Annotated in this window: 27 protein-coding genes; 18 read left to right on the forward strand and 9 right to left on the reverse strand. The window is 67.3% G+C overall.

Features of this window, described 5'->3' with window-relative positions:
- Positions 1 to 18 precede the first annotated feature (18 nt).
- The 3 genes from AS031_RS07475 (at position 19) to AS031_RS07485 (ending at position 1,476) form a co-directional block, all read left to right on the forward strand.
- Positions 19 to 489: a pyridoxamine 5'-phosphate oxidase family protein gene (locus AS031_RS07475; protein ID WP_058267485.1), complete on the forward strand. Its 471-nt coding sequence runs from the start codon at positions 19 to 21 to the stop codon at positions 487 to 489.
- Positions 486 to 869 (forward strand): DUF5655 domain-containing protein, encoded by a 384-nt coding sequence (locus AS031_RS07480; RefSeq protein ID WP_058267486.1) that lies wholly within the window; start codon positions 486 to 488, stop codon positions 867 to 869. Before AS031_RS07475 ends, AS031_RS07480 begins: the two co-directional genes overlap by 4 nt.
- Positions 870 to 978: 109 nt before the next feature.
- On the forward strand, positions 979 to 1,476 hold the full coding sequence (locus AS031_RS07485) for a GyrI-like domain-containing protein (protein WP_058267629.1): 498 nt from the start codon (positions 979 to 981) through the stop codon (positions 1,474 to 1,476).
- On the opposite strand, the gene AS031_RS07490 is transcribed toward AS031_RS07485, so the two are convergent.
- Together AS031_RS07490 and AS031_RS07495 are read right to left on the reverse strand one after the other, a co-directional pair.
- Positions 1,454 to 1,936, reverse strand: coding sequence for a DUF1003 domain-containing protein (locus AS031_RS07490; RefSeq protein WP_058267487.1), 483 nt, complete (start codon positions 1,934 to 1,936; stop codon positions 1,454 to 1,456). The two genes, AS031_RS07485 and AS031_RS07490, sit on opposite strands and share 23 nt — an antisense overlap.
- 38 nt (positions 1,937 to 1,974) lie before the next feature.
- Complete coding sequence (locus AS031_RS07495; protein ID WP_058267488.1) at positions 1,975 to 3,459, reverse strand: DUF5129 domain-containing protein; 1,485 nt, start codon at positions 3,457 to 3,459, stop codon at positions 1,975 to 1,977.
- Positions 3,460 to 3,687: 228 nt separating this feature from the next.
- Between AS031_RS07495 and AS031_RS07500 the strand changes: the two genes are divergently transcribed.
- The 3 genes from AS031_RS07500 to AS031_RS07510 are packed head-to-tail and all read left to right on the forward strand — an operon-like array spanning position 3,688 to position 6,260.
- Complete coding sequence (locus AS031_RS07500) at positions 3,688 to 4,617, forward strand: CPBP family intramembrane glutamic endopeptidase (RefSeq protein WP_158505823.1); 930 nt, start codon at positions 3,688 to 3,690, stop codon at positions 4,615 to 4,617.
- 11 nt (positions 4,618 to 4,628) lie between these two features.
- A complete protein-coding gene (locus AS031_RS07505; RefSeq protein WP_058267490.1) occupies positions 4,629 to 5,684 on the forward strand; it encodes a zinc-dependent alcohol dehydrogenase family protein in 1,056 nt (351 codons plus the stop codon).
- A 60-nt stretch (positions 5,685 to 5,744) separates the two neighbouring features.
- Entirely contained in the window at positions 5,745 to 6,260 is a 516-nt protein-coding gene (locus AS031_RS07510) for a DUF2087 domain-containing protein (RefSeq protein ID WP_058267491.1), read from the forward strand.
- 13 nt (positions 6,261 to 6,273) lie between these two features.
- Here the strand turns inward: AS031_RS07510 and AS031_RS07515 are convergent, their stop codons facing one another.
- Complete coding sequence (locus AS031_RS07515; protein WP_058267492.1) at positions 6,274 to 7,086, reverse strand: IclR family transcriptional regulator; 813 nt, start codon at positions 7,084 to 7,086, stop codon at positions 6,274 to 6,276.
- A 40-nt stretch (positions 7,087 to 7,126) separates the two neighbouring features.
- A complete protein-coding gene (locus AS031_RS07520; RefSeq protein WP_074446932.1) occupies positions 7,127 to 7,960 on the reverse strand; it encodes an NAD-dependent epimerase/dehydratase family protein in 834 nt (277 codons plus the stop codon).
- A gap of 99 nt (positions 7,961 to 8,059) precedes the next feature.
- Between AS031_RS07520 and AS031_RS07525 the strand changes: the two genes are divergently transcribed.
- The 7 genes from AS031_RS07525 (at position 8,060) to AS031_RS07555 (ending at position 16,751) form a co-directional block, all read left to right on the forward strand.
- Entirely contained in the window at positions 8,060 to 9,385 is a 1,326-nt protein-coding gene (locus AS031_RS07525; RefSeq protein WP_058267493.1) for an extracellular solute-binding protein, read from the forward strand.
- On the forward strand, positions 9,382 to 10,341 hold the full coding sequence (locus AS031_RS07530) for a carbohydrate ABC transporter permease (RefSeq protein ID WP_058267494.1): 960 nt from the start codon (positions 9,382 to 9,384) through the stop codon (positions 10,339 to 10,341). Before AS031_RS07525 ends, AS031_RS07530 begins: the two co-directional genes overlap by 4 nt.
- Entirely contained in the window at positions 10,338 to 11,243 is a 906-nt protein-coding gene (locus AS031_RS07535) for a carbohydrate ABC transporter permease (protein WP_058267495.1), read from the forward strand. The genes AS031_RS07530 and AS031_RS07535 overlap by 4 nt, the downstream gene beginning before the upstream one ends.
- A 39-nt stretch (positions 11,244 to 11,282) precedes the next feature.
- The gene (locus tag AS031_RS07540; RefSeq protein ID WP_058267496.1) at positions 11,283 to 12,572 is read left to right on the forward strand and encodes a glucarate dehydratase family protein; all 1,290 of its coding nucleotides are present in this window, start codon (positions 11,283 to 11,285) and stop codon (positions 12,570 to 12,572) included.
- On the forward strand, positions 12,566 to 13,759 hold the full coding sequence (locus AS031_RS07545) for a hypothetical protein (protein ID WP_058267497.1): 1,194 nt from the start codon (positions 12,566 to 12,568) through the stop codon (positions 13,757 to 13,759). Before AS031_RS07540 ends, AS031_RS07545 begins: the two co-directional genes overlap by 7 nt.
- Positions 13,760 to 13,866: 107 nt before the next feature.
- Positions 13,867 to 14,898 (forward strand): NADPH:quinone reductase, encoded by a 1,032-nt coding sequence (locus AS031_RS07550; protein ID WP_058267631.1) that lies wholly within the window; start codon positions 13,867 to 13,869, stop codon positions 14,896 to 14,898.
- 146 nt (positions 14,899 to 15,044) lie between these two features.
- The gene (locus AS031_RS07555; RefSeq protein WP_082641970.1) at positions 15,045 to 16,751 is read left to right on the forward strand and encodes a peptidoglycan D,D-transpeptidase FtsI family protein; all 1,707 of its coding nucleotides are present in this window, start codon (positions 15,045 to 15,047) and stop codon (positions 16,749 to 16,751) included.
- A gap of 7 nt (positions 16,752 to 16,758) precedes the next feature.
- On the opposite strand, the gene AS031_RS07560 is transcribed toward AS031_RS07555, so the two are convergent.
- Together AS031_RS07560 and AS031_RS07565 are read right to left on the reverse strand one after the other, a co-directional pair.
- Positions 16,759 to 17,619 carry a hypothetical protein gene (locus AS031_RS07560; protein ID WP_058267499.1) on the reverse strand — a complete coding sequence of 287 codons (861 nt, stop codon included), beginning with the start codon at positions 17,617 to 17,619 and terminating at the stop codon, positions 16,759 to 16,761.
- Complete coding sequence (locus AS031_RS07565) at positions 17,619 to 19,361, reverse strand: NAD(P)/FAD-dependent oxidoreductase (RefSeq protein ID WP_058267500.1); 1,743 nt, start codon at positions 19,359 to 19,361, stop codon at positions 17,619 to 17,621. The genes AS031_RS07560 and AS031_RS07565 overlap by 1 nt, the downstream gene beginning before the upstream one ends.
- 109 nt (positions 19,362 to 19,470) lie before the next feature.
- Between AS031_RS07565 and AS031_RS07570 the strand changes: the two genes are divergently transcribed.
- The 5 genes from AS031_RS07570 (at position 19,471) to AS031_RS19460 (ending at position 22,358) form a co-directional block, all read left to right on the forward strand.
- Positions 19,471 to 20,163 carry an MSMEG_4193 family putative phosphomutase gene (locus AS031_RS07570; RefSeq protein WP_058267501.1) on the forward strand — a complete coding sequence of 231 codons (693 nt, stop codon included), beginning with the start codon at positions 19,471 to 19,473 and terminating at the stop codon, positions 20,161 to 20,163.
- A gap of 23 nt (positions 20,164 to 20,186) precedes the next feature.
- Complete coding sequence (locus AS031_RS07575) at positions 20,187 to 20,744, forward strand: DUF3090 domain-containing protein (RefSeq protein WP_058267502.1); 558 nt, start codon at positions 20,187 to 20,189, stop codon at positions 20,742 to 20,744.
- Positions 20,744 to 21,508, forward strand: coding sequence for an SCO1664 family protein (locus tag AS031_RS07580; protein WP_058267503.1), 765 nt, complete (start codon positions 20,744 to 20,746; stop codon positions 21,506 to 21,508). Before AS031_RS07575 ends, AS031_RS07580 begins: the two co-directional genes overlap by 1 nt.
- A 123-nt stretch (positions 21,509 to 21,631) precedes the next feature.
- Positions 21,632 to 21,802 (forward strand): hypothetical protein, encoded by a 171-nt coding sequence (locus tag AS031_RS20010; RefSeq protein WP_169793868.1) that lies wholly within the window; start codon positions 21,632 to 21,634, stop codon positions 21,800 to 21,802.
- Positions 21,792 to 22,358, forward strand: a complete 567-nt coding sequence (locus tag AS031_RS19460; RefSeq protein ID WP_074446933.1) for a DUF1990 family protein — start codon at positions 21,792 to 21,794, stop codon at positions 22,356 to 22,358. Before AS031_RS20010 ends, AS031_RS19460 begins: the two co-directional genes overlap by 11 nt.
- Positions 22,359 to 22,437: 79 nt before the next feature.
- Here AS031_RS19460 and nrdF read toward each other — a convergent pair whose 3' ends face one another.
- From nrdF to nrdI, 3 genes are all read right to left on the reverse strand, one after another.
- Positions 22,438 to 23,412, reverse strand: a complete 975-nt coding sequence (nrdF, locus tag AS031_RS07585) for a class 1b ribonucleoside-diphosphate reductase subunit beta (RefSeq protein ID WP_058267504.1) — start codon at positions 23,410 to 23,412, stop codon at positions 22,438 to 22,440.
- A 96-nt stretch (positions 23,413 to 23,508) separates the two neighbouring features.
- Positions 23,509 to 25,629: a class 1b ribonucleoside-diphosphate reductase subunit alpha gene (gene nrdE / locus AS031_RS07590; RefSeq protein WP_058267632.1), complete on the reverse strand. Its 2,121-nt coding sequence runs from the start codon at positions 25,627 to 25,629 to the stop codon at positions 23,509 to 23,511.
- Between the two features lie 20 nt (positions 25,630 to 25,649).
- On the reverse strand, positions 25,650 to 26,120 hold the full coding sequence (nrdI, locus tag AS031_RS07595) for a class Ib ribonucleoside-diphosphate reductase assembly flavoprotein NrdI (protein WP_058267633.1): 471 nt from the start codon (positions 26,118 to 26,120) through the stop codon (positions 25,650 to 25,652).

Here is a 26,120-nt window from a genome sequence, read left to right on the forward strand (position 1 = left end):
GCGCCCTAGGCTCTGGGCATGACCAACAAGAACATGGTGCCGGAAGCCGAGGTACTGGACACCGATGAGTGCTGGCAACTGCTGGGGAACACCAGCGTTGGCCGGCTCGCCGTCGTCGTCGACGGCGTCCCGGATGTCTTTCCCGTGAGCTTCGCACCGGACGGGGGCGGGTTGTTGTTCCGCACAGCCTCCGGAACGAAACTCCAGGCCATTGAGGCCAACCCGCGGGTTGCCTTGGAGGCGGACAGCGTCAGCGCCGAGTTCGGGCTGGCCTGGAGCGTGGTGGTCAAGGGCAAGGCCGTCCTGGAGAACGGGGAGGGGCAGGCCCTGAACCAGACGCGCCGCGGCCTGTTCCCCTGGCAGGGAGTGGGGCAGGACCATCTTGTCCGCATCGTCCCGGACACTGTGACGGGCAGGAAGTTCACCGTCACGGCGTCCGGAACGTGGCGGACGCCCCTGGATGAGGCCACCAGGGCAGGCTTCGAATAACCGCTGTTGACCAGGGTCCGGTCCCGCCGGACGTCGGGCGCTTCTTTGCGGACTCCCCCGCGGGCCTTGACGTCTACCGGGCGGCCGAACGCATCGCATCGTCGTTCGGCCCCATGGAAGTGCGGGTCGGCAAGAGCCAGGTTTCCTTCCGGCGCCGCCGCGGTTTTGCCTACCTGTGGCGCCCGGGCGCCTACGTGAAGTCCACGGTTCCCGTGGTCCTGTCGGTGGCGTTGCCCGCCGAAGACCCATCCCCGCGATTCAAGCAGGTGGCCCATCCTTCCCCCGCCATCTGGATGCACCATCTGGAGATCACGGACAGCAGCCAGGTGGACGGCGAGGTGGCCGGATGGCTGCGGCGGGCCTGGGACCATGCCGGCTGACCCGGCCGGATAACCCGGCCGTGCCCAGGCGCGCGGGTTTGCCCGAGCCGTGGCAGGGAAGGGACCGATGGCCCTGTCCCACCCTGGCGACCTCCCCGAAGCTGGTGCCATGAACGATTCCACCACGCGGCCCGGCCGCGCACCGCAGCGGATCCACCTCACGGAGCAGCCGGTGGCTGTGGTCCGCGGGCGCGTGCCCATGGCCTCCCTGCCGGACTTTCTTGGCCGTGCCTTCGGCACAGTCATGGCGGCAGTCCGGCGGCAGGGTGCGGGACCGTCAGGCCCACCTTTCGCCCGGTACTTCGGGATGCCCGGGGAGTCGGTGGACGTTGAGGCCGGCTTTCCCGTCGAAGGATCCTTCACGGCAGCGGACGGCGTGCTCAGCGGTTCCCTGCCGGAATCCGACGGGGTGGAGGCCCTCCATGTGGGCCCCTATGACACCCTCGGGCAGACCTACGACGCGATCCGGCAGTTCATGGGCGCAGAAGGCCTGGTACCTGCCGGGAACATGTGGGAGTACTACCTCAGCGACCCGGACAAGGAACCGGACCCGGCGGCCTGGCAGACCCGTGTGGTCTGGCCGGTCAACGCGGACCCTTCCCGGTAGGGGCGGCCGGGCCGTCGCCGCCGGCAGGCCGCAGGGGGCTGTCCCCGTGGGTCTCCGCCCCGCGCAGCAACATCCGCAGTTCCTCCAGGAGCTCCAACTGCCGGGTGTTGACCGCCATCAGCCGCTCTATCTCAGCCTTCGACTCGACGTCCGTTTCATAGTCGTGGCGTGCCATGGCCGCGGCGATCGCGTCCTGGCGTTTGGCCGCGATCAGGAGGATGGCGCCCTGCAGGCCGGCCAGCATGGACAGGAACAGGTTCAACAGGATGTACGGATAGGGATCCCACGCCGCGACGGCAAGCACGTAGGTGTTGACGGCGGCCCAGGCCGCCATGAACAGGATGAAGATTCCCACGAACGTCCAGCTGCCCATGCCGTTGCGCAGGACGTCGGCCGCCCGCTCTCCACGGCTCAGCCCTTCCTTGTGCCGCACATGCCAGGTTGTCTTGTGCTCGCTCATGAGGCAAGGGTAGTGCCCGGCACGGATGTGCAAACCGGTCAGAAACCCGATGAACTGCCGGAGCCGGAAAAGCTGCCGCCGCTGCTTCCATATCCCGTGGTGCTTCCGTCGCCTCCCCGGGCGGAGCTGACGCTGCTGACACCGGCGTTGAGGCCGGAGTTGAACGTGGCCACGGTGAAGAAATGGTATGACGGGTACACCGTCCCGAGGATGCTTGGCTCGTAGGTGCGCCCGCGTCCGCCCAGCCCGTCCTGGGCAGCTTCCATGTCCTTGCGCATCAGCGCGGCTTCACGGTCGTTCTTCGCATAGCCGGCAATGACCGTTTCGGCATGGTTTTCCAGGAGCACTGCCAGGCGGCCACGGGCATCATTCAAACGGTCCAGGGCCGTCTCCGGCGTGGTCCGGCCCACGGCGAGTTCCGCCGTCCACCGTTCGATGTCGCGCAGGCTGTGGTCGCGGAAGGACCGCAGCGCGGCCGCAGTGGCCGAGTCCCCTTGGCCGTGGCGTTTTGCGAGGAGCTGTTCAAGGCCGGAAAGATCGCTGCGGAACGGTGCCAGTTGCCGGTCCCAGGCAGCCTGCCAGCTGTCCGAGCGGTTCAGCAGGGCATTGGTGTCGGCAATGACATCATCCAGGGCATCGAGTTCAGCGGCGGCGTCGGCGTAGTCTTTGGCCAGCTTCAGGTTCCGGCGGCGGCCCAGGTCCCGGCCGCTCAGGGCGTGCACCTGTCCGGCCAGTCCGGAGGTGTTGGTGTACCGGTTCTGGAACGTCCGGTGCTTTTCCAGCACCCGGGCGCCGTACCGGGAGGACTCCGGGATGGTGCGCGCATTGAGTTCCGTGACGTCCAGGTCCATGCTGACGCTCGCGTAGCTGCGGTCACCGCGGCCGATTTCCTTCCGGCTGGCGGACCTCGTCACACCCCGCACCACCAGCCAGGCGCCGGCACCCAGCACGGCGAGCCCGCCGGATACCCAGGCCGCCACCAGGAACCCGGCAGACTGGTACCAGGGCTGGTTCATCAGGGCCGCGGCCCGGCGGACACCAACGATGGTCCCGTCCGTCCACTGCGCGTCCCGCAGCAGATCCTTGGCGGCGTCCTGGATGTCCGTTCGCTGTTCCAGCGTCACTTTGCGGTCCTCGCCCATGTAGGTACCCACGTGGCGGCCCACCGGGTCGAGGGCGAAGATGAAGAGCCCGTCGGCCCATTTCTGCCCGTCGGCGCTGATCCAGTCGGGGTGCACCGACCGGGCGAATCGAAGCACTTCCTCGTTGAGGTTGTCCTCCGACCGCCCGTTGTAGGTGTAGATCGCCACCCTGGTGGGCTCATGGAAGTCGATTGCCTCAACCGCCGGGACCAGGGTGCTCCGGTCAAGCACGCCGGCGGTGTCCTCCACCACCACCGCGGACGGGGGGACTGCCAGGGCTGCGCCTGCGCCGCCGAGGACCACTGCAACGGGCACCAGAAGGAGGCTGCCCAGCAGGAGCAGCCTGCGTACCGCGGCGGCGGGCCGCCGGCCTACTGGCATGTTCCCTCCAGCACGGTTCCAGCCTCTCACGCTGCCGGTGCCCTGCGGGAAGGGCCTTTGGGCCTGCGGAGCCGCGCGCAGGGACCTAAGACCCTTATCCGTTCTTCGCAGCTGCGGGCATGCTTAAGGCCCATCAAACGTCCTGCGCCGCATGCGATGGAGGGTGCGGCGCAGGCCGGCACGGACCCGCCGGCCACCGGCACATGCCTGAGTTACAGGATCCGGCGTTTGGAGGACATTATGGGTGCCGTCAGTTCATCGGTGCGGAAGCACCCCTTGTGGTGGTACTTCCCCCTGACTTTCGTGCTGTCCTGGGGAGCCATTGTCCTGGCGGTGTGGATCTCCACGGGAGGCCTGTCCCCTACCCCGGACCAGTTCCGCCGCACCGTTCCGGTCACCGTGCCTGCCATGCTGCTGGGCCCGGCGGTGGCAGGCATGGCCCTGACGGGGATGGCGTGGGGAACAGCCGGTTACCGCAGCCTGTGGTCCCGGCTGCTGGCGTGGCGGGTCGGGCTGCGCTGGTACCTCTTTGCCCTGCTGGTCGCGCCCGTGACGATGGCCGTCGTCGTCCTCGTGTTGCGGCTGTCGTCGCCGGACTACAGCCCTGGCCTGTCAGCTGCCGCTGACAAAGCGGCCACCGTTGCCCTCGCTGCGGTCCTGGGAGCCGTGACCGGGCTCTTCGAGGAAATCGGCTGGACCGGGTTCGCCACGCCGGCGGCGCGGCGGCGCTTCAGCGTGCTGAGGACAGGAATCCTGGTGGGCGTGCTGTGGGGGGCCTGGCACTTCTTCGTCAGCCTGTGGGGCGGTGGCGGCACCAACGGAGGAATCTCCGCCGGGACATTAATGTCGCTGTGGGTCCTGGGCGTTTTCGCGGGGCAACTGACCGCTTTCCGGGTACTGATGGCCTGGCTGTATGAGCGGACCGGAAGCCTGCTGCTGGCGGCCCTGATGCACGCGAGCCTGACGGCCTTCCAATTCATCCTCAACCCGACGGCGCCGGGTGTCCCGCAGCAGGTCTATCCGTGGGGTTACGCCGCCGCGGCCTGGCTGGTGGTCGGGGCCGTGGCGCTCGCAGGCAGCGCCGGCCTGACCCGCCGGAGCGTCTGGCACCAGTCCCGCGGGGTCGGCAACCGCTATGCAACACCCACCCATCCCTGAACAGGAGAAGCATGAAAGCGCTCGTTTACGGCGGCCCCGGCAGGAAATCCTGGACGGACGTGCCGGACCCGGCCATCCGCAACCCCGGGGATGCAATCGTCCGGGTGGACACCACCACCATCTGCGGAACGGATCTGCACATCCTGAAGGGAGACGTCCCTGCCGTCCAGGAAGGAAGGGTGCTGGGCCATGAGGGAGTCGGCACCATCACGGACGTGGGTGCCTCCGTGACCACGCTTAAACCCGGAGACCGGGTCATCATTTCCTGCATCAAGTCCTGCGGGCACTGCGCCAACTGCAGGACCGGGCTGTACTCCCATTGCCTTGGCGATGAGGGGGCGTCCGGGATCGGCTGGGTGTTCGGCCATCTCATCGACGGCACGCAGGCGGAGTACGTCCGGGTTCCGTACGCGGAGAACTCGCTGCACCTGCTCCCGGACGGTGTCAGTGACGAGCAGGCCGTCATGCTGTCCGATATCTTTCCCACGGGGTTCGAAATCGGCGTCCAGTACGGCCGGGTCAAGCCCGGGGACACGGTGGCGGTGGTCGGCGCCGGCCCCGTGGGCCTGGCTGCCATGGCCACTGCCGGACTGTACGGCGCAGCCCGGATCATCGCCGTCGACCTCGACGGGAACCGGCTGGAGCAATCCCGTGGCTTCGGGGCCACCGGGACGGTGCTCTCCTCCGATCCTGGCTGGAAGGACCAGGTACTGGCGCAGACCGATGGCCAGGGAGTGGACGTAGCCATCGAGGCCGTAGGCATCCCGGCCACCTTCGCCATGTGCACGGATATCGTCCGGCCGGGCGGCAACGTGGCCAACGTTGGCGTACACGGCAAGCCCGTGGAGCTGCCACTGGAGCGGCTGTGGATCCGGAACATCAACATCAGCATGGGGCTGGTGAACGCCAACACCACGCCCATGCTGCTGAGGCTGGTGGCGCAGAAGAAGCTGCCCGCGGAAAAGTTCGCCACCCACCATTTCAGCTTCGGTGAGTTCCTGGACGCGTACGACACCTTCGGCCGGGCGGCGGAGACCCATGCGCTGAAGGTGGTCATCACGGGATAAGCGGCGGTCGCCGCCCACCGGCCCTCGCCGTCGGCGGATCCCGGGGGGCATAGTGATGCCATGGCTCCTTCGGATCCGGGCGGCCTCCACTGGCGGCGTGTCCTGGCCACGCTGGGCAACAGCCATGCCAGGACGGCATACGCGCAGATCCTCCTGGGTGCCGGCCTGCCGGAGCTGCTGCCCGGGGTCAAGGAGCAGCAACGCTCCAGGGCGCTCGCGGCCCTGCTGGCGTCAGGCCTGGTGGAGCAGCGGACCCCGGGCGGGCTGGTGGCGTCGGAAACCGTCTTCAGGGAATTGCTGGCCCAACAACCCAGGCAACCGCAGACCGGGCCGGACCGCTTCCTGCGCCTCGGACGGATTGTCAATTATCCGGCAAACAGGGCCGAACGGCGCCGGCTCCTGGAACGGATCGCCGGGGAGATTGCGGCGCCCGGCGAACAGCTCACAGAGCAGCAGGTCAACGAACGGCTCCTGGACTATGCCGACGACGTCGTGCTGCTGCGGCGCTACCTGGTGGACTTTGGACTGCTGCAGCGCACGCGGTCGGGATCGTCGTACTGCCTGCCGCCGGATTAGGGGGCCGCAGCCCCTACCGGATCCCGGCGGCCCGCAGGGTGCGTGCCAGTTCGGCGGCCGCCGACTGGAGGGCGGCCACCGTCTCCGCGAGGGTTTCTTCGGTGGCCAGTTCAACCGGCATGGAGCAGCTCATCGCATCGGTTCCCGGGATCCTGTACGGAACCACCACGCTGACGCAGCAGAGCCCCACCGTATTCTGCTCCCATTCCACGGCGTATCCGGTCCTGCGGAATTCAGCGAGTTCGGCCTGCAGCGCGTCGAAGTCCGCCACGGTATTGGGGGTCAGTTGGGCGTAGGGGCCCGGTCCCAGGCGCTGGCGCACCTCGTTGTCCGTGTACTCGGACAGGATGGCCTTGCCCAGTGCCGTCACCTGCGCCGGCAGCTTCCGCCCCACCCGGGATGAGAGGCGCCTGCGGTCCACGGCCTGGCGTGTGGCGAGGTAGATGACGTCGGACCGGTCCAGCCGGGCGAAATGCGTGGTGAAGGTGGTGGCGTTGCGGACTTTTTCCAGTATTCCGGATACATGCTCCATGACGGGGTCCCGGTCCAGGTAGGCGGTGCCGCACAGCAGGGCATGCGTGCCGATCCGGTAGGCACCCTCCGGGGTCTGTTCCACCCAGTTCAGTTCGAGCAGCGTCAGCAACAGCCAGTGCAGGCTTGAGCGCGGATACCCGGTGAGCTTGAAGATCTCCGCCGCAGTCAGGGGCTGCGGCGCACCGGCCACGAGCTCCAGGATGGCGATGGTCCGCTCGGCGGACTTGACCAGCTTCACCTCACCGCCGGCCGCTTCCGCGCGGGAATCGGCCTGCACCTCTGTCGATGCCATTACTGCTCCCCCTGTCGCCACTGCCCCACCCCGCTGCATGTCACTTCCCGGCCAGGCGCGGATAGTTGTCGATTCCCACCTTATGGCCTGGCGCTGTCCAGGCACCGCCCAGGAGGGCAGAGTGCCCGTCCCCCAGGCTACTGTCCACTCCCGCCGCATACTCTTCCGCATCGTCCTGCGGCTCGAACCCGATGGACCGCCCCGCCTCCAGGTTGGCCCACCCGCGCGTGTTTGCCGAGACAGCCCACACCACGTGGTGCCCGGGAGCCCCGGCGTCGCTGAGGGTTGCCTGGACCAGGCGGAACGAGTCGGCCGGGGACAACCATGAGCCCAGGGTCCTGGCGTTGCCCGGCCGTTCGCCGCCGGTTCCTATCCGGGCGCTGACGACTTTCATGCCGAATTTGTCCGCGTAGAGGCTTCCCAGCGCTTCCATTGCCGCCTTGCTCACTCCGTAATAGGTGTCCGGGCGGGGCGGCAGCACACCGGCGGACCCGGCGGCGGCGGTCGGGTGGAAGCCCACGGCATGCGTCGAACTGGCCAGCAGGACGCGTTCGACGCCGTTGCGCCGGGCTGCCTCCAGCGTCACCTGGGTGCCGGTGATGTTGGTGGACACCAGTTCCTCCCAAGGCTTTTCCCGGTGAAGTCCGCCCAGGTGGATCACCGCATCCACCCCGGCAAGCGCCCGGTCCATGAACGCGCTGTCCGTGACGGAGCCGAGGTGCACGGACTCCCGGCAGCCCGGATCGTCCGGGGCCACCAGGTCCAACAGCCGGACGGTATGGCCCGCCTCCGCCAGGAAGGGCCGCAGCAGCGAGGCCATCATGCCGGCGGCTCCGGTGAGGGCAACAGTGGCGGGTGGGGGCGCTGCGGACAAGTTTCCTCCTGTTGTTGACAGCCTGTGATGGCGATCATACTCTCATGAAGTACGTTTCACATAGTAACAGTGTTTTACATATGTAAAAGGAGAATCAGAGTGGATTCGAAGATCAAGCTGCGTTCCCGCACCGCCGCCGCCCTGACCCTGGCTGCCGGTGCCCTGTTGACCGGCTGTGCCGGAGGTTCGCAGGCTCCGGCAGCCAAGGATGACGGGCAGCCCATCGAAGTGTGGGCACGCGCCGGCACGGACGCCGCCACCACGTACGCGGCCATGTTCAAGGAGTTCACTGCGGCGACCGGTGTACAGGTCAACTTCCAGGGTGTCCCCGACCTGGACCAGCAGCTGCAGACCCGGGCGGCCTCCAAGAAGCTGCCGGACATTGTCATCAATGACTCGGCGGCCCTGGGCAACTACACCTCGCAGGGCTACCTCCAGACAATCGACAAGTCAGCCGTGGCAGGCGGCGGCACCATTGCGGAGTCGCTGTGGAAGGAAACCCAGGGGCTGGACGGCGCAACCTACGGCGTACCCTTCTCCCGCCAGACCATGGTGACCATGATCCGCAAGGACTGGCGCGAAAAGCTTGGCCTGCCCGTGCCCACCACGCAGGAGGAACTGGCAAAGCTCGCCACCGCGTTCGCCACCCAGGACCCGGACGGCAACGGCCAGGCAGACACCTACGGCATGGCCGTCCCCGGCTCCACGGAACGCGGCTACCTCGGTTGGTGGGCTTCTTCCTACCTGTGGCAGGACGGCGGCGCCTACCTCAAGGACGAGGGCGACGGAAAATACTCCGCGTCCGCATCCGGGGCGCAGCAGGGCGTCACCTGGATCAAGCAGCAGTTCTGCACTCCCGGCAACACCCAGCCGGGCGCACTGACGGCCGCCACCAGCGTCGCCTCACCCTTCTTCCAGACCGGAAAGACCGGCATCATCCTGACCGGCCCCTACAACTTCTCCTCGTTCGACGCCTCCCTGGGCAAGGACAAGTACGAAGTCATCAAAACCCCCAAGGGCACCGAGGACAACACCGTCCTGGCGGAGGGCGAGAACATCTACGTCACGGCCACCAACGGCAAGCAGGACCAGACCCGGCAGGTCATCGACTTTCTGGTCTCCGCCGAAGGGCAGAAAGCAGGCATGACCGCGGGCAAGCAGCCGGTGGTGCGGGTACCCGTCAACTCCGACGTGGACGCGGCCGCCGTCTACAACGATCCCCGCTGGGCCGTGGTCCAGGACGCGCTCAAGAACTCCTCCAGGTCGTTCCCCTCCGCCATCAACTTCGTCCCCATCAAACAGGCTGCCGCCGAAGCGCTGAACAAAATCGTCTCGGACTGCGGAGCTGACAACGTCGCCTCCGGACTCAAGGACCTCGACGCCGCCATCGACAACGAACTGGCCGGCCAGAACGCAAAGTCATGACCTCGACGCCAACAAAACCCACGCAACCGGTGAGCGCCCAGGCGCCGCCCCGCCCCCATGGCCCCGTCCCCCGGCGCAGGGTGCGCGGCAACCGCAGCCAACTCCTGGCCATCTGGCTGTTCCTGGTCCCGGCGGCCCTCCTGGGGCTGTACTTCAAGTCCATTCCCATGGCCGAGGGAATCCGGCTGAGCTTCTTCAAGGTGCAGCCGTTCCTGGGCGATGTCTTCGTAGGCGTGGACAACTACCTGGCCGTCCTCACCGACGCCCGGTTCATGGAAGCGCTGGGCCACACCGTGATCCTCGGCGCCACCCAGACGCTCGGCGCCCTGGTGGTGGGCTTCCTGCTGGCCCTGCTCCTCGAAGGACAGGCGCGGTCACTGTGGATCCTGCGGACCACCATCTTCCTTCCCGTCGTCACGGCCCTCGCCGTCGTCGGCGAGATCTGGCGGATCCTCTACTTCCCCACCGCGGACGGGCCGCTGAACAGCATCCTCGGGTGGCTTGGCCTGGGCCCGCTGCAGTTCCTTAACGGAACGGACACCGCGCTCTGGTCCATCGCGGTCGTAGGAATCTGGTCCGGAGCACCGTACAACATGGTGATCATCCTCGCCGGCCTCACCGGCGTGGACCGGTCCCTGTACGAATCGGCCGGTGTGGACGGTGCCACCATCTGGCAAAGGCTGCGCTACATCACGCTCCCGGCCCTGCGGCCGTCGCTGGTGATCGTCCTGACGCTCGCCGCCATCCGCAGCCTGCGCAGCTTCACCGAGGTCTACGTCCTGACCGGCGGCGGCCCCGCAGGATCAACCGAAGTCTGGATGACCCGCATGTACTCCCTGGGTTTCCAGCGCAACGACATAGGCGTAGCCTCCGCGGCCGCCGTCCTCCTCCTGGTGGTCACGTTGCTGCTGACAGTCGGCACCCAGGTCCTGGCCAAGAGGAAGGCAGCACGATGAGCCCCACCCGCACCCGCCCCTATCCTCCCAGCGGCTCTGCAGGCGCCCGCTTCGACACTGCCCTGGGCTGGTCACCCCGGCTCGGGCCCAACATGGTCCTTCGGGCCGTGCTCTGCGTGCTCGTGTTCTGCATCTTCGCGCTGCCGTTCGCGGCCATCATCTCCGGTGCATTCGACAGGAACTCCAGCCCCACGGACATCTCCCTGCTCCCCAAGACCTTCACGCTGCAGAACTTCGAGGCCGCCGCGCAGCAGGGCCTCTGGGGGTATCTGCTGAACTCCCTGGTGGTGGCCGGCGGCGGCCTGCTGCTGCAGATGACGGTCTCGGTGTTCGCCGCCTACAGCCTGAGCCGCCGGAAGTTCCGCGGCCAGGCACTGGTCCTCCTGCTGGTGCTGATGACCATGATGCTCCCGGAAGAGATCATCGGCATCCCGCTTTCACTGGTCCTCGGCGACCTTCCCCTGCTGGGCATCAGCCTGCGCGGCACCGTCCTCGCCGTGATCCTGCCGGTAGGCATCTGGGGCTTCTCCATCTTCATCATGAGTGAGTTCATGAAGGAGATCCCCGCCGAAATCGAAGAAGCGGCCCGGCTCGACGGGGTAGGCGAGTTCAGGATGCTGTTCACCATCATCCTTCCCCTCTGCAAACCGGCGCTCGGCGTGATCGGGATCTTTGGCTTCATGATGGTCTGGGACCAATACCTCCTCCCCCTCATCGCCGCCAACGACCCCGGCGACTACACCCTGACCGTGGCGCTCTCCGTCCTGCGGAACGACACCACCGTAGGACCGGGCGTGCTGCTCGCCGGCGCCCTCATGGCCATGGTTCCCAGCCTCCTGGTCTATCTGTTCCTGCAGCGGTCCATGATCCGCGGCATCACGTCGGGCGCCACCAAAGGCTAGGCGTCAGCCCCCACCTGCACACTCCACGAAAGAAGCACCATGAAGACCGGCACCACTCCCGCACCTGCCCCGCTGCACACCAGTGCGGACCTCACCATCACCGACATCACCATCACACCCATCGCCTTCTCCGATCCGCCCCTGCTCAACGCGGTGGGAGTCCACGAACCCCTGGTGCACAGGGTGGTCATCGAGGTGCGCACCGCCAACGGACTCCTTGGCCTGGGGGAATGCTCCGGGGGCCGCAGCCGGCTCGAAAACCTTGCCCTGGGGGCGAACGCCATCAAGGGCGTCAGCGTCTTCGACACCACCCGCATGGAGCAGCTCATCAACCATGCCCTGGACCCCGGCCTCTCGGCGTTCGAACGGGCGGCGGTGTTCTCCGCCTTCGAGGTGGCGTGCCTGGACATCCAGGGGCATGCCACCGGGCGGACGGTCAGCGAACTGCTGGGCGGCACCGTCCGGGACGCCGTACCGTTCAGCGCCTACCTTTTCTACAAGTGGGCCGAACACCCTGCGCTGGATGGCAGGCCGGCCATTGCCGACGAGTGGGGCGAAGCGTTGGATCCGGCGGGCATTGTGCGGCAGGCGCGGAAGATGATCTCCGACTACGGGTTCAAGTCGATCAAGCTCAAGGGCGGGGTGTTTCCGCCGGCGGAAGAGATTGAGGCCATCCGGGCGCTGCGGGAAGCGTTTCCCGCCCTGCCGCTGCGGCTGGACCCCAATACGGCCTGGACAGTGGAGACGTCGCAGTGGGTGGCCGGGAAAACGGACGGCCTGCTTGAGTACCTGGAGGACCCCACGCCCGGGCTGGAAGGGATGGGGGCCGTGGCTTCCACCGCCCCCATGCCGCTGGCCACGAACATGTGCGTGGTGGCGTTCGAACACATCCGGCAAAGCATCGAACTCGGCTCCGTCCAGGTCATCCTGGGCGACCACCATTACTGGGGCGGCCTGCGCCACACCCGCGAACTGGGAACCATCTGCGAAACCTTCGGCCTGGGATTGTCCATGCATTCAAACTCGCACCTGGGCATCAGCCTGGCCGCCATGGTCCATGTAGCGGCGGCCACCCCGGCCCTGACCTACGCCTGCGACACCCACTACCCATGGAACGGGCACAACGACGTGGTCAAACCCGGGGCCCTGCGCTTCGTTGACGGCAGCGTCCGGGTTCCCACCGGCACCGGACTCGGCGTGGAACTGGACCGGGAAAAACTTGCCGAACTGCACCAGCAGTACCTCGACGCCCGGATGACGGCACGGGATGACACCGGCTACATGCAACGCTTCGATCCGGACTACTCGGCGGACCTCCCCCGGTGGTAGACACCGCCACCTGCCAGGTCACCGGCTACCTCTACCCCTGGGACATCCTGGGCGATCCCGGGGCCGCCGGGCGGATCAGGGCCACGGGGGTGGACCGGGTGGCGCTGGCCGCCGCCTACCATTCCGTCAGGGCCGCAACGCCCCGGCATCCTGCCCGCAGGATTGTCGATGCGCACTCCGCGGCGCTCTACGTGCCGCCCGGCACGGCGTTCGACGGCCAGCCGCTGGCGCCGGCCGGCGCGGAACCCTGGACCGGCACGGACAATGCCTTTGCCGCAGCAGCATCGGAACTCCGGAATGCGGGAATCCCGGTGGACGCCTGGACCGTCCTGACCCACTCGAGCGCCGCAGGGGGGAGCAACCGGGACCTTTGCGTCCTTAACGCCTTCGGTGAGGTCTACAGCTACGCCCTGTGCCCGTCGCAGCCCGCTGTCAGGACCTATGCGGCCACGGTGGTGGCCAGGATTCTGCAGGTGGGCCGGCCGGACGGGCTGGTCCTGGAGGCCGCGGGTCCTTTGGGCTTCAGCCACCAGAACCGGCACGAGAAGACCGAGGGAGCGGAGTATTCGCCGTGGGTGCAGGCCCTGCTGTCCCTGTGCTTCTGTGCTGCCTGCACCGCCGGGTACCGGGAACGGGGATTGCCGGCGGAGGAGTACCGCCAGCGGGTCCGTGAGCTGGTCCTGGCCGCACAGGATCCGGATGCTGCTCCCGGAGACGCTGCCGGGGCCCACGGGCTGCTGCCCCTGCTGGAAGCCCGATGGGATGCCGCGGCCGCCCTGCTGGACCGGTGCGTGCAGGCCGCCGCGGACAGTGGAGCGGAGGTCCGGTTGTCACTTCATGCGACGCCGGACCCGTGGTCCACCGGCCCCTTCCTCCCCCTGGATGCGCTGCGCAGGAGCCTGCTGTGGCCCGCGCGCGGCGACGCTGCCGCCGTCGTGCCCTGCTGGGGCGGATCCGCGCAGAGCGGTGACCTGGTGCGGGACATGGCGGGTACGGGGACGCGTACCGGCGCATACGTGCTGGCCCTGCCGCCAAAGACGCACGACGCCGGCGGACTGGCTGCGGAGTGGCGGCACCTGGTGGACGCGGGAGCCTCGGAGCTGCACGTCTACCACCTTGGCCTCGCCTCGACCCGAAGGCTTGAGGCCGTGCGGGAGGCCGTGCGCATGGTCCGGGGCCGGGCCTGACCGGCGCGGACCGGGCGTGATCCGGCGGTCACGCCCAACCAGCGGCGGTTCGGTAGGTTGGTCTCGTGGAACCGGCCAGTCAGGAAATGGAAAGCATGGGAGTTGGCATGAAGGCAGTCGTGTACGAAGAGACCGGCGGGTCGGATGTACTGCAGGTCCGGGACAAGCAGCCGGCCGAACCCGGGCCCGGTGAGGTCCGCGTCAGGCTGGCCGTCTCAGGCGTGAACCCCACCGACTGGAAGTCCCGTGCGGGCAGCGGGCAGGGCAGCACCCGGCTGAAGGCACCGAAAGTACCCAACCAGGACGGCGCCGGCGTGGTCGACGCCGTGGGCCCCGGCGTCCTCGATCTCCACATCGGGGACCGCGTCTGGTTGTGGGACGTGGCCTGGGGCAGCGATGAGGGAACGGCGCAGGAATACGCCGTCCTCCCAGCGGCCAAGGCCGTCCCGCTGCCGGACAGCGAGACGTTCGAGACCGGCGCTTCGCTGGGCATTCCCGCCCTCACCGCGCACCGGGCCCTGACCGCGAACGAGAACGGACCCGCCAGGCTCTCCCCCGGGTCGTTGTCCGGTCACGCCGTGCTGGTCACCGGCGGCGCAGGGGCAGTCGGGCATGCGGCGATCCAGCTTGCCCGCTGGGCAGGAGCGACGGTCGTCACCACTGTCAGCGACGAGCGGAAAGCCGGGCTGGCCCGCCGGGCCGGGGCACACCACGTCATCAACTACCGCACCCAAGATGTTGTGGAGGCTGTGCGTGAGGCGGTCCCGGAGGGAGTGGATTCGGTCGTGGACGTCAACGCCCCTGCGAACCTGGGCTCCGATGTGGAGGTCCTGAAGCCGGGCGGAACCATCGCCATCTACGCCGCCAACCCGGGCGAATCTGTCACCGTTCCCATCCGGGAGAGCATGGCCGGGAACATCCGGTACCAGTTCATCCTCACCTACACCGTCACGGAAGGGCAGAAGCGGGACGCGGTGGCGGCCGTGTCCGAGGCCCTCGCCGCAGGCGCGCTGCGGGTCGGCGACGAGCACGGGCTGCCGTTGACGCGCTTCGGACTGGAGGAAACCGCGGCGGCGCATGACGCCGTCGAACATGGCACCGTTGGCAAGGTCCTCATCGACGTGGCAGCCCTGTCCTGACGCGCAGAGTGGACAATCTCACATTCACGGCCACGCCGGACGCACGGAAGTTCCGCCGGGGAGGTCGCGGCTAGCGTAGTCGGGTGCGAATCCATGACGTGTCCAGCCCCCGGTCCACGGCCCGCGTCCGCGTGGGATTCTGCTTCATGGTGGCGCTGCTCCTGGTGGTGGGCTGCCGCGTCGTCGTGATCCAGGGCTTCGACCCCGAAAGCTACGCGTCGAAGGCTGCCGACCGGAGGACCCAGGTGTCCGCCCTTGCCTCCGAGCGCGGTGCCATCGTGGACAGGAACGGGACCGTCCTGGCGCAAAGCACCGTCCGGTACGACATCGTGGGCACGCCGAAGGTGAACAGCACCACCGAAACCTTCCGGCGGGTGGACGGTTCCGGGTCAGTCAGGACCGTCACCCGGGACCAGGGACTGCAGGACCTGGCCGGCCTGCTGGACCTGCCCGAGTCGGACGTCCGCGGGCTCCTGACCGGCGACGGCCTCTTCACCTACCTGGCCAAGGCTGTGGACCCGGGCCTGGAACGGGCCGTCATGGAGCTCGGCATCCCCGGCGTCGAGTCGAGGCCCGTGAAGAAGCGCGCCTACCCCCAGGGGCCGGTGGCGGGCAGCATCGTCGGTTTCACCAATGACGAGGGCGGCGCGGCCGGGCTCGAGCTGACCCTGGATGACCGGCTGAAGGGCCGTGACGGGGAGCGGACGTACCAGACCGGTGCCGACGGAATTATCATCCCCACGGCGCCGCTGGAGGTGGTCCCGGCCACCAATGGCCAGTCGGTCAAGCTCACTATCGACACGGACCTGCAGTACGCGGCGCAGCAGGCGCTCGAAACTCAGGCCGGCAAGCTCAGCGCAGACTGGGCCAACGTGATCGTGGTCGAGGCCAAAACCGGAAAAATCCGGGCAATGGCGGAGACCAACTCCGTGGACCCGAACGACCCCGGGGCCACCGCACCGGAGGACCGAGGGGCGCGGTCCGTGCAGGCCGCCATCGAGCCCGGGTCAACGGAGAAGGCGATCACCGCCGCGGCCGCCATCGAGGAAGGGATCGTCAGCCCGGACTCACAACTGGTGATCCCGCCCGGCTACACGGTGAACGGCCAGTACTTCAAGGACTCCTTCGACCACGGGACTGAGAAGCGCACCTTTGCCGGCGTCATCGGGTCCTCCATGAACACCGGCACCGTGATGGTGGGCCAGGACCTGAGCCGGCAGCAGCGCTACGACTACCTCCGCAGGTTCGGAATCGGCAGCCGGACCGGGGTTCCCCTGCCCGGTGAGTCCTCGGGGCTGCTGGCGGCCCCGGACCAGTGGGACGGCCGGCAGGAGTTCGCCGTGCTCTTCGGCCAGGGCGTGGCGCAGACCCCGCTGCAGACCACCATGGCGTTCCAGGCAATCGCCAATGGCGGCGTGCTCCTCAAGCCCCGCCTCATCGAAGCGTACGTTGACCCGGACGGCACGGAGCATCCGGTGGAGCAGGAACCGGGGACCCGGGCCGTCAGCGAGGACACCGCACGGCAGACACGCGACATCCTTGAAAGCGTTGTCACCGCCGGCGGGGCCAAGGACATCAAGGTCCCCGGGTACCGGGTGGGCGGCAAGACCGGCACCGCGGAGGCGATCGCCGAGTCGGGCCGGGGCCTGGACGGCTACACGGCGTCCTTCGTGGGAATGGCCCCGATGGATGATCCGCAATACGTGGTGATGGTCAATGTCCAGCGCCCGGCGGGCAACATCTACGGCATCTCCACCGCACCGGTGTTCAACAACATCATGGCCAGGGTGCTCAGCACGTTCGGCGTGGCCCCTTCCAGGACGGCGTCCGTCAGCCTGGCGCAGAAGTTCTGACGCGGCCTCAGGCGCCGGACGCCGGGCGCTGCGCCCGGGACACGGCAAACGCCCATCCACCCGCCACGCCAATGGCAGCGAGGACAACGGTGAACCCGATGGCCGGCGCATCCTGCCACCGCAGGGCCTCGCCGTAGCGCAGGAGCGCGATGGCCTGCAGGACCACGAAGGCCAGGGATGTCAGCGCCACGGGACGCACTGACCGCAGGTCCCGGCTGGACTGGCCCTGCGCCGCCGCCCACCCCAGTCCCACCAGCCAGGCACCTACGGCCCTGCCCGTGAGCTCGGTCAACGGCCAGGGCCACCAGGCGGCGGCAGGGACGGGTGCTGCCAGCAGCGCAGCCCCATAGAGCAGCAGGATCCCGGCGATCCCGCCCAGCAGCATCCTCAGGGCGGGCGGCAGCACGGGCGGCCCGGACGCTGCCCGCCCCGCCACCTGCACCCCCCGGAGCTGCCTCCGGGTGATGATGAGCATGGCCACGGGCACCGCGGCGTAGATGGCCAGCCACGCCCAGGTGGCTGCCTGGGCAAGGAACCCTGCAGCCGGTGACAGGTGGAAGCGGTCCAGGTGGACCAGCGTCACGGCCAGGGTCAGCGTGGTGAAGACGAAGACCGGCCACACCGCCAGCCGCGCTGACTCCCAGCCGGCCGAGCGGGCGCCGATGATCTCCAGGCCCGCACTGGACCAGTAGGCGGCGCCGAGGAAGACCGCGGTCATGGGTGGATTGACGGTCCAGGCGAACCATTCCGCCGTCCGGAGCGGGAATACAAACAGGACCAGGCCGGCCAGGAACACCAGGAAGGCAGCGATGTAGAGCAGCCAGCGCATGGGCCTGATCAGGGGGACCGGTCCGGGACGCGCAGGCATTAGGAGCCGGTTCCCGGGGAGGCACCTTCCTGAGAAATGGAGGGTGCAGCGGTCTTCCCGGCCAGGTAGCTGTGCAGCATGGAAACCACGGTGGCCCCGTCCCCCACCGCGGTTGCCACCCGCTTGATGGACCCTGACCTCACGTCGCCAATGGCAAAGACACCGGGCAGGCTGGTCTCCAGCGCCAGCGGCGGCCCGTCGCTGCGGGCGGCTTCATCCCCACCCGGGTCCCAGGCCGCGCCGGTGCGCAGGAACCCCGCCTTGTCCCGCTGCACCGTGTCAGGAAGCCACGACGTCCGGGGCGAGGACCCAATCAGCACAAACAGTCCGGCGGCTTCGATTTCTTCGCCTGCGGAGCCGCTGGGTTCCCCGGAGCCTGCCACCTTGAGGGCGGCAAGGAACCCGTCCTGGTCACGGGCCCCGACGATGGTGGTGCCGGGGCGGACCGACACGTTGCGGGAGGCTGCCAGCTGCGCGATGAGGTATTCGGACATGCTGGCGGACAGGCTGGGACCGCGCACCAGCAAAGTCACCTTCTTCGCGTACCTTGCCAAGTGGAGCACCGCCTGTCCCGCCGAGTTGCCTCCACCCACCACGCAGACCTGCTTGCCCGCCATGGAGGGCGCCTCGGAGACGGTGGATCCGTAGAAGACTCCCCTGCCCACCAGGTCCTCCAGCTGGGGCAGGCCGATCCGGCGGTAGTCAGCACCGGTGGCCACCACCACGGACCGGCACCGCACGACGCTGCCGCCGGACACGGAGACTGCGTAATGGGTTCCGTCCTCCCGCAGGCTTTCCACTGTCCGAAGGAACAGGAAGTCCGCGCCCAGGGTCCAGGCCTGGTGGAAGGTGCGGTATGCCAGGTGGGCGCCGCTCACGCCCCGGGAAAAGCCTGGATAATTCCGGATCAGGGAGCTGGTGCCCGCCTGGCCGCCCACGGCTTCAGCTTCCACCACCATGGTGGACAGGCCCTCGGAGGCGGCGTACACCGCAGCCGCAAGGCCCGACGGCCCGGCTCCCACCACCACGACGTCGAAGACCTTGTCCGGTGACGGGGGCCTGGTCACGCCCATCGCCTCCGCGATCTCCAGGTCGGTAGGGTTCTCAAGGACCACCGGTGGTGCCGTGAACTCCAGGACCAGCACCGGCAGCGCGGGGTTCTGGAGGCCCAGTCCCTCCAGCGTCCGCTGCGCCGACGCGGAACCGGCAGGGTGGAACCCCACGGGGATGTGGTTGCGGCTCATCGAGTCCCGCAGCATGTGGGTCCTGCTGACGCCGACCTCCCCGATCAGGCGCACGGCTTCGAACCCCACCCCCTGCGCCAGGTGCCAGTCGTCGAGGGCATCCGTCACGGCGCCATGGAACTCTTCGTCCCGCGGACGCTCAGGGCGGATCACCAGGAACTCCGCGTAGCCCTGCGAGAGAGCGCGGAAGACCGTCGGGGCGCTGGCAAAGTCACCCCAGGTGACCACGACGCCCCTTTTGGCGGCCGGGTGGTAACCGTAGGCCCGGCGCAGGAAGTCGAGCCCGCCGTGGTCACCCGGCCCGTAGCAGCCAAGGATGAGGGCCACGGCACGCTTCCACCGCCGGAGGCCTTCCAGCACGGCCCGGCCGTGGGCGTAGTCGACACAGACCACCACTTCGTAGTCGGCGCCGTAGCGGCGGCGCAACTCGTCTTCGAGAGTCCGCCGCGACGCCGTATCCGTGGAGGCAATCAGCAGGATGGGAACCGGGTCATCCATGGCCGCCGTCTTCCGCTTCAGGGGGTTCGGTGCCGCCTAGGATACGCGCGACGGGACGGCGGGAACAAGGGCTTCCCGGACGTCCCGGGAAGCCGGTTAGGCTGGGTTGATGGGAACAGTCATCCTCGTCCGGCACGGCCGAACCACAGCCAACGCGGCAGGGCTGCTGGCCGGCCGCGCAGCCGGTGTCAGCCTGGACGAGACGGGGCAGGAGCAGGCGGCGCAGGCCGGAGAGCGCCTTGCGGCGGTGCCGCTGGCGGGTGTGGTCTCAAGCCCGCTGGAGCGGTGCCGGGAAACTGCCAGGTTCATCCTGGAACGCCAGGGAGGAACTCCCGCGGCTCCTGTCGAAGCGGACCTCACGGAATGCGACTACGGCAGGTGGCAGGGGCGGAACCTCAGCGACCTGGCCCGGGAAGAACTGTGGGCCGCCGTGCAGTCCCAGCCGTCCGCCGTCGTTTTCCCGGACGGTGAATCCATGGCCGCGATGCAGGCGCGGGCGGTGGCAGCAGTCCGGCGCCACGATGCGGCTTTCGAGGCCCAGTACGGACCGGGCGCCGTGTGGGCGGCCGTCAGCCACGGGGACATCATCAAATCAATCCTCGCCGACGCTCTGGGCATGCACCTGGACCTGTTCCAGCGGATCACCGTGGGGCCGGCGTCCCTGTCGATTGTCCATTACGGGGCGGGGCGGCCGGCCGTCCACGCGACAAACACCGACGCCGGAGACCTGGCGTGGCTCGCCAAGGGCATCACTTCCGGTGATGCCCCCGTGGGCGGCGGCGCGGGGCACTCCGCCCGGTAGCCCGGTGTGCCTAGAATACGGACATGCCCACACGTGTTTACGAGTTCGCCTGGCCCGATCGGGTTGTCATCGGCACCATCGGCGCTCCGGGGGCGCGCACGTTCTACCTGCAGGTCCGGACAGGCAAAGACATAGTCAGCATCGCACTGGAGAAGCAGCAGTCGGCGCAGCTGGCCGAGAAGATCGATGAGATCCTCGATCAGCTGGGCACCATCGACGGCAACCCCTTCAGCGTTCCGGCGGGAACGCCCATCGAGCTGGTGGACAATGACCAGCTGGAGGCGGTTGAGGAGCAGTTCAGGACAGGCACCATGAGCCTGGGCTGGGACCCGAGCACCGCGCAGATCGTCATCGAGGCGTACCCGCTCACCGAAATGGACGACGAGGACGCTGACGGGGACCTTCCCGGCGAGGACGAAGCCGACGCTGCCGAAATGCTGCTGGTGCGCATGCCGGTGGGCACCGCACGCGCTTTTGCCAAGCGCACGCGCGAGGTCGTGGGCGCCGGGCGGCCGGCGTGCCCGCGGTGCGGCTATCCCATTGACCCAGAGGGGCACGTCTGCACCCTGCCCGGGACCTGATGCCCGCGGACCTTTCCACGTCCGGACTGACCCTCACCGGACGGATCACGACGGCGTCGAATGCCACCTTCACCGGGACCATCGCCGGGACCGCCGTTGTCTACAAGCCGATGGCCGGGGAAAAACCACTGTGGGATTTCCCCGATGGCTCCCTGGCACATCGGGAGGTGGCCGCCTACCTGGTGTCCGAAGCGCTCGGCTGGAACATCGTGCCGCGGACCTGGCTGCGCGACGGTCCGCTCGGCGAAGGGATGGTGCAACTCTGGCAGGAGACCGACCCCGGCCAGACGGCGGTGGATATCTTCGCCACCGATGACCTGCCGGAGAAGGGGTGGCGGTACGTCCTTGAAGGCCAGGATGAGACGGGGCAGACGGTCGCGCTCCTGCACGAGGACTCCGGGCCGCTGAGGCGCATGGCCGTGTTCGACGTCGTCGTGAACAACGCCGACCGCAAGGGCGGCCATATCCTTCCCATGGCCGGCGGGCACCGGCACGGCGTGGACCACGGGCTCACCTTTCACCAGGACCACAAGCTGCGCACTGTGCTGTGGGGGTGGCTCGGCGATGCCTTGACTGACCAGGAGCTGGACGGCATCGACCGGGTCAGCGACGGGTTGGCCGGCCAGCTGGGGCGGGACCTCGCGGACCTGCTCAGCGCCGACGAAATCGACGCCCTGGCCGCCCGCTGCGCCCGGCTGCGCTCAACGGGCCGCTTCCCGGGACCGACCGGCGGCATGCCGGCGGTGCCCTGGCCGCTGTTCTGAGGGCGTTGGTGTCCGGCACGGCCCTCTCCTCCGGCTAGACTGGCGGGGTCAGGACGGATTGGGGGATCCGCGGCGCAGCCGCTTCCGCTGGTCAGTCACAGCCAGGAATCCCCACGGAAGCACATGAACCCACTCGACAACCTGGTCCTGCCTGCGGTCCTGGCGGCAGTCTTTTTCTATGTCCTCTACGGCGTCATCCGCGCCGCGGTCCGTGACGGCATCCTCCAGGCGGACAAGCACCGCAGAACCAGGCGGGATCAAGCCGGGGTGGTGCGTGACGAGCATGCTTCGTGAGCATTGGACCGCCGTCGGTGGCAGGTACAGGCGTTCTGAAGTGTCGTCGTTCGTCGGGACGGGTCCTGCGGTGTGGGCGCGCGCCGCTGAAGAAGTCCTCACCTGGAAGGTGAAGACGGAGAGCGGGTTTGCCGTTGAACCTCGTGGCAGGGTCTCCCCCGGCCAGCGGGTCACCGTCACAGCCCGGCCCTGCGGCGTTCCCGTCGTTGAACCCGTGGAGGTAACGGATGTGGTGCGGGAAGCTGACAGGGTTGGCTTCTCCTACCGGACATTGCCGGGACACCCCGTGGATGGTGAAGAAGCGTTCATCCTGTGCCGCCACGGAGAGGATGTGCACCTGTACGTCCGGTCGCTGACCCGCCCTGCTTCGCAGCAGCCCTGGAGGCTGCTCTTTCCGGCTCTGCTGGTCGCCCAGAGGATCGTCCGGCGCCGGTATCTCCGCTCGCTGCCGGCATCGACACCGAGGACTTCGAAGCCGCCGCACCAAAACCGGAAAGCACAGCAACGTCGAGCGGACGTCTCCGCCGTAGACACACTGAAGCCGTACACACACTGAAGCAGCCTCCGAATACGCGTCAGCGTATTCGGAGGCTGCTTCGTGACAGTGGGAACCTGCTGTCCGGGGAAAACGACGGCTAGAAGTCCCAGTCCTCGTCCTCGGTGTTCACGGCCTTGCCGATCACGTAGGAGGAACCGGAGCCCGAGAAGAAGTCGTGGTTCTCGTCCGCGTTCGGGGACAGCGCCGACAGGATGGCCGGGTTCACGTCCGTGACGGAGGACGGGAACATCGCCTCGTAGCCCAGGTTCATCAGTGCCTTGTTGGCGTTGTAGTGCAGGAACTTCTTGACGTCCTCGGCCAGGCCCACACCGTCGTACAGGTCGTGGGTGTACTGGACCTCGTTCTCGTACAGCTCGAAGAGCAGCTCGAACGTGTAGTCCTTGATTTCCTGGCGGCGCTCCTCGGACACGGTTTCCAGTCCGCGCTGGAACTTGTAGCCGATGTAGTAGCCGTGCACGGCCTCATCGCGGATGATCAGGCGGATCAGGTCGGCCGTGTTCGTGAGCTTGGCGCGCGAGGACCAGTACATGGGCAGGTAGAAGCCCGAGTAGAACAGGAAGCTCTCCAGCAGGGTGGAGGCAACCTTCCGCTTCAGGGGGTCGTCGCCCTGGTAGTAGTCCATAACGATCTGCGCCTTCTTCTGAAGGTTCTCGTTCTCGGTGGACCAGCGGAACGCCTCGTCGATCTCCTTGGTGGAGGCCAGCGTGGAGAAGATCGAGGAGTAGCTCTTGGCGTGCACGGACTCCATGAACGCAATGTTGGTGTACACGGCTTCCTCGTGCGGGGTCACCGCGTCGGGAATCAGTGACACGGCACCCACGGTGCCCTGAATGGTATCCAGCAGGGTCAGGCCGGTGAAGACGCGCATGGTGAGCTGCTGCTCTGCCGGCGTCAGCGTGTTCCAGGACTGGACGTCGTTGGACAGCGGCACCTTCTCCGGCAGCCAGAAGTTGTTCACCAGGCGGTTCCAGACCTCCACGTCCTTGTCGTCCTGGATCCGGTTCCAGTTGATGGCCTCGACGTGGCTCAGCAGCTTGACCTTCTCGGTCATGTCATCCCCTCAATGTTGGGTAATTCTCTACGTTAAAGCGTACGACGGCGGGCGGGCACCCGCCGTCGTACACTCAAGATTTAGTTGAAGCTACAATCACAGGGCGCAGCTGACGCAGCCCTCCACCTCAGTCCCTTCCAGCGCGAGCTGGCGGAGGCGGATGTAGTAGAGCGTCTTGATGCCCTTGCGCCAGGCGTAGATCTGGGCCTTGTTGATGTCGCGGGTGGTGGCGGTGTCCTTGAAGAACAGCGTCAGGGACAGGCCCTGGTCCACGTGCTGCGTGGCAGCGGCGTAGGTGTCGATGATCTTCTCGTAGCCGATCTCGTACGCGTCCTGGTAGTAATCCAGGTTGTCGTTGGTGAGGTACGGCGCCGGGTAGTAGACGCGGCCGATCTTGCCTTCCTTGCGGATCTCGATCTTGGCCGCCACCGGGTGGATGGAGGAAGTCGAGTTGTTGATGTAGGAAATCGAGCCGGTGGGCGGAACGGCCTGCAGGTTCTGGTTGTAAATGCCGTGCTCCATGACAGAAGCCTTCAGCTCGCGCCAGTCATCCTGGGTGGGAATGCTGTGGCCGGCGAAGAGCTCACGGACGCGCTCAGTCTCCGGGGCCCACTCCTGCTCGGTGTACTTGTCGAAGAACTCACCCGACGCGTACTTCGAGTTCTCGAACCCGCCAAAGGTCTGGCCGGTTTCGATGGCCAGCCGGTTGGAGGCACGGAGCGCGTGGAACAGCACCGTGTAGAAGTAGATGTTGGTGAAGTCCAGGCCCTCTTCGGAGCCGTAGTGCACCCGTTCGCGCGCCAGGTAGCCGTGCAGGTTCATCTGGCCCAGGCCGATGGCGTGCGACTGCAGGTTGCCCTCGGCCACGGACGGCACCGAGTTGATGTAGGACATGTCCGAGACCGCGCTCAGTGCACGGATGGCCGTCTCGATGGACGTTCCGAAGTCCGGCGAGTCCATGGTCTTGGCAATGTTCATGGACCCCAGGTTGCAGGAGATGTCCTTGCCGATGGTCTGGTACGTGAGGTCCTCGTTGTACAGGGACGGCGTGGACACCTGGAGGATCTCCGAGCAAAGGTTGCTCATGGTGATCTTGCCGGCCACCGGGTTGGCCCGGTTCACCGTGTCCTCGAACATGATGTACGGGTAGCCGGATTCGAACTGGATCTCCGCGAGGGTCTGGAAGAACTCGCGGGCGCTGATCTTGGTCTTCTTGATCCGGGAGTCGTCCACCATCTCGTAGTACTTCTCGGTGACCGAGACGTCGGAGAACGGGATGCCGTAGACGCGTTCGACGTCGTACGGGGAGAAGAGGTACATGTCCTCGTTCTTCTTGGCCAGCTCGAACGTGATGTCCGGGATGACCACGCCCAGGGAGAGGGTCTTGATCCGGATCTTCTCGTCCGCGTTCTCCCGCTTGGTGTCCAGGAACCGGTAGATGTCCGGGTGGTGGGCGTGCAGGTACACCGCGCCGGCACCCTGGCGGGCACCGAGCTGGTTGGCGTAGGAGAAGCTGTCTTCGAGCAGCTTCATCACGGGAATCACGCCGGAGGACTGGTTCTCGATCTGCTTAATCGGTGCGCCGTGCTCGCGGATGTTGGTCAGCGACAGGGCCACGCCGCCGCCGCGCTTGGACAGCTGCAGGGCGGAGTTGATGCCGCGGGCGATCGACTCCATGTTGTCTTCGATGCGGAGCAGGAAGCAGGAGACGAGCTCGCCGCGCTGGGCCTTGCCGGCGTTAAGGAACGTGGGCGTGGCGGGCTGGAAGCGGCCGTCGATGATCTCGTCCACCAGGCGGGTGGCGAGTTCCTCGTTGCCGCGGGCCAGGTGCATGGCCACCATGCAGACGCGGTCCTCGTAGCGCTCCAGGTAACGCTTCCCGTCGAAGGTCTTCAGCGTGTAGGAGGTGTAGAACTTGAACGCACCCAGGAAGGTTTCGAAGCGGAACTTCTTCTTGTAGGCGCGGTTGAACAGCTCACGGATGAAGTTCATCGTGTACTGGTCCAGCGTTTCGCGCTCGTAGTACTGGTTCTTCACCAGGTAGTCGAGCTTCTCCTCCAGGTCGTGGAAGAACACGGTGTTGTTGTTAACGTGCTGCAGGAAGTACTGGTGGGCGGCCTCGCGGTCCGCCTCGAACTGGATCTCGCCGCTGGGGCCGTACAGGTTCAGCATGGCGTTCAGCTCGTGATAGCCCAGGCCCTTGTAGGCGGCCGGCAGTTCCGGCTTCTTGGCCCTGGTTACTTCTGTGTCTGCGACAGTCGTGTCCAAAACGTGTCCAATCCTTGGTTGACCCGGGCGACGTCTTCCGGCGTTCCCATGAGTTCGAATCGATAGAGATGGGGTACCTGGCATTTGGCGGCGATGATGTCCGCCGCCAGGCAGTAGTTGTCCCCGAAATTCGTGTTTCCGGCACCGATCACACCGCGGAGCAGCTGCCTGTTCTGCGGGTTGTTCAGGAACCGGATGACCTGTTTGGGAACGGAGCCCTCTCCCCCGGTGCCGCCGTAGGTGGGCACCACCAGCACAAACGGCCGGGTGGCGAGAAGGGGTGCGTCCCTTGCGTAGAGCGGGATCCGGGCCACCTCGCGGCCAAGCTTCGTGACGAAGCGGCTGGTGTTCTCGGATGCCGAGGAAAAGTAGATCAGCTGGCTGCCGGTCCGCACCGGCTCTGTTTCATTCACGGGCCGGACCTGCGGGGACACCTCCAC

Source organism: Pseudarthrobacter enclensis, assembly GCF_001457025.1.
Taxonomy (GTDB): Bacteria; Actinomycetota; Actinomycetes; order Actinomycetales; family Micrococcaceae; genus Arthrobacter; species Arthrobacter enclensis.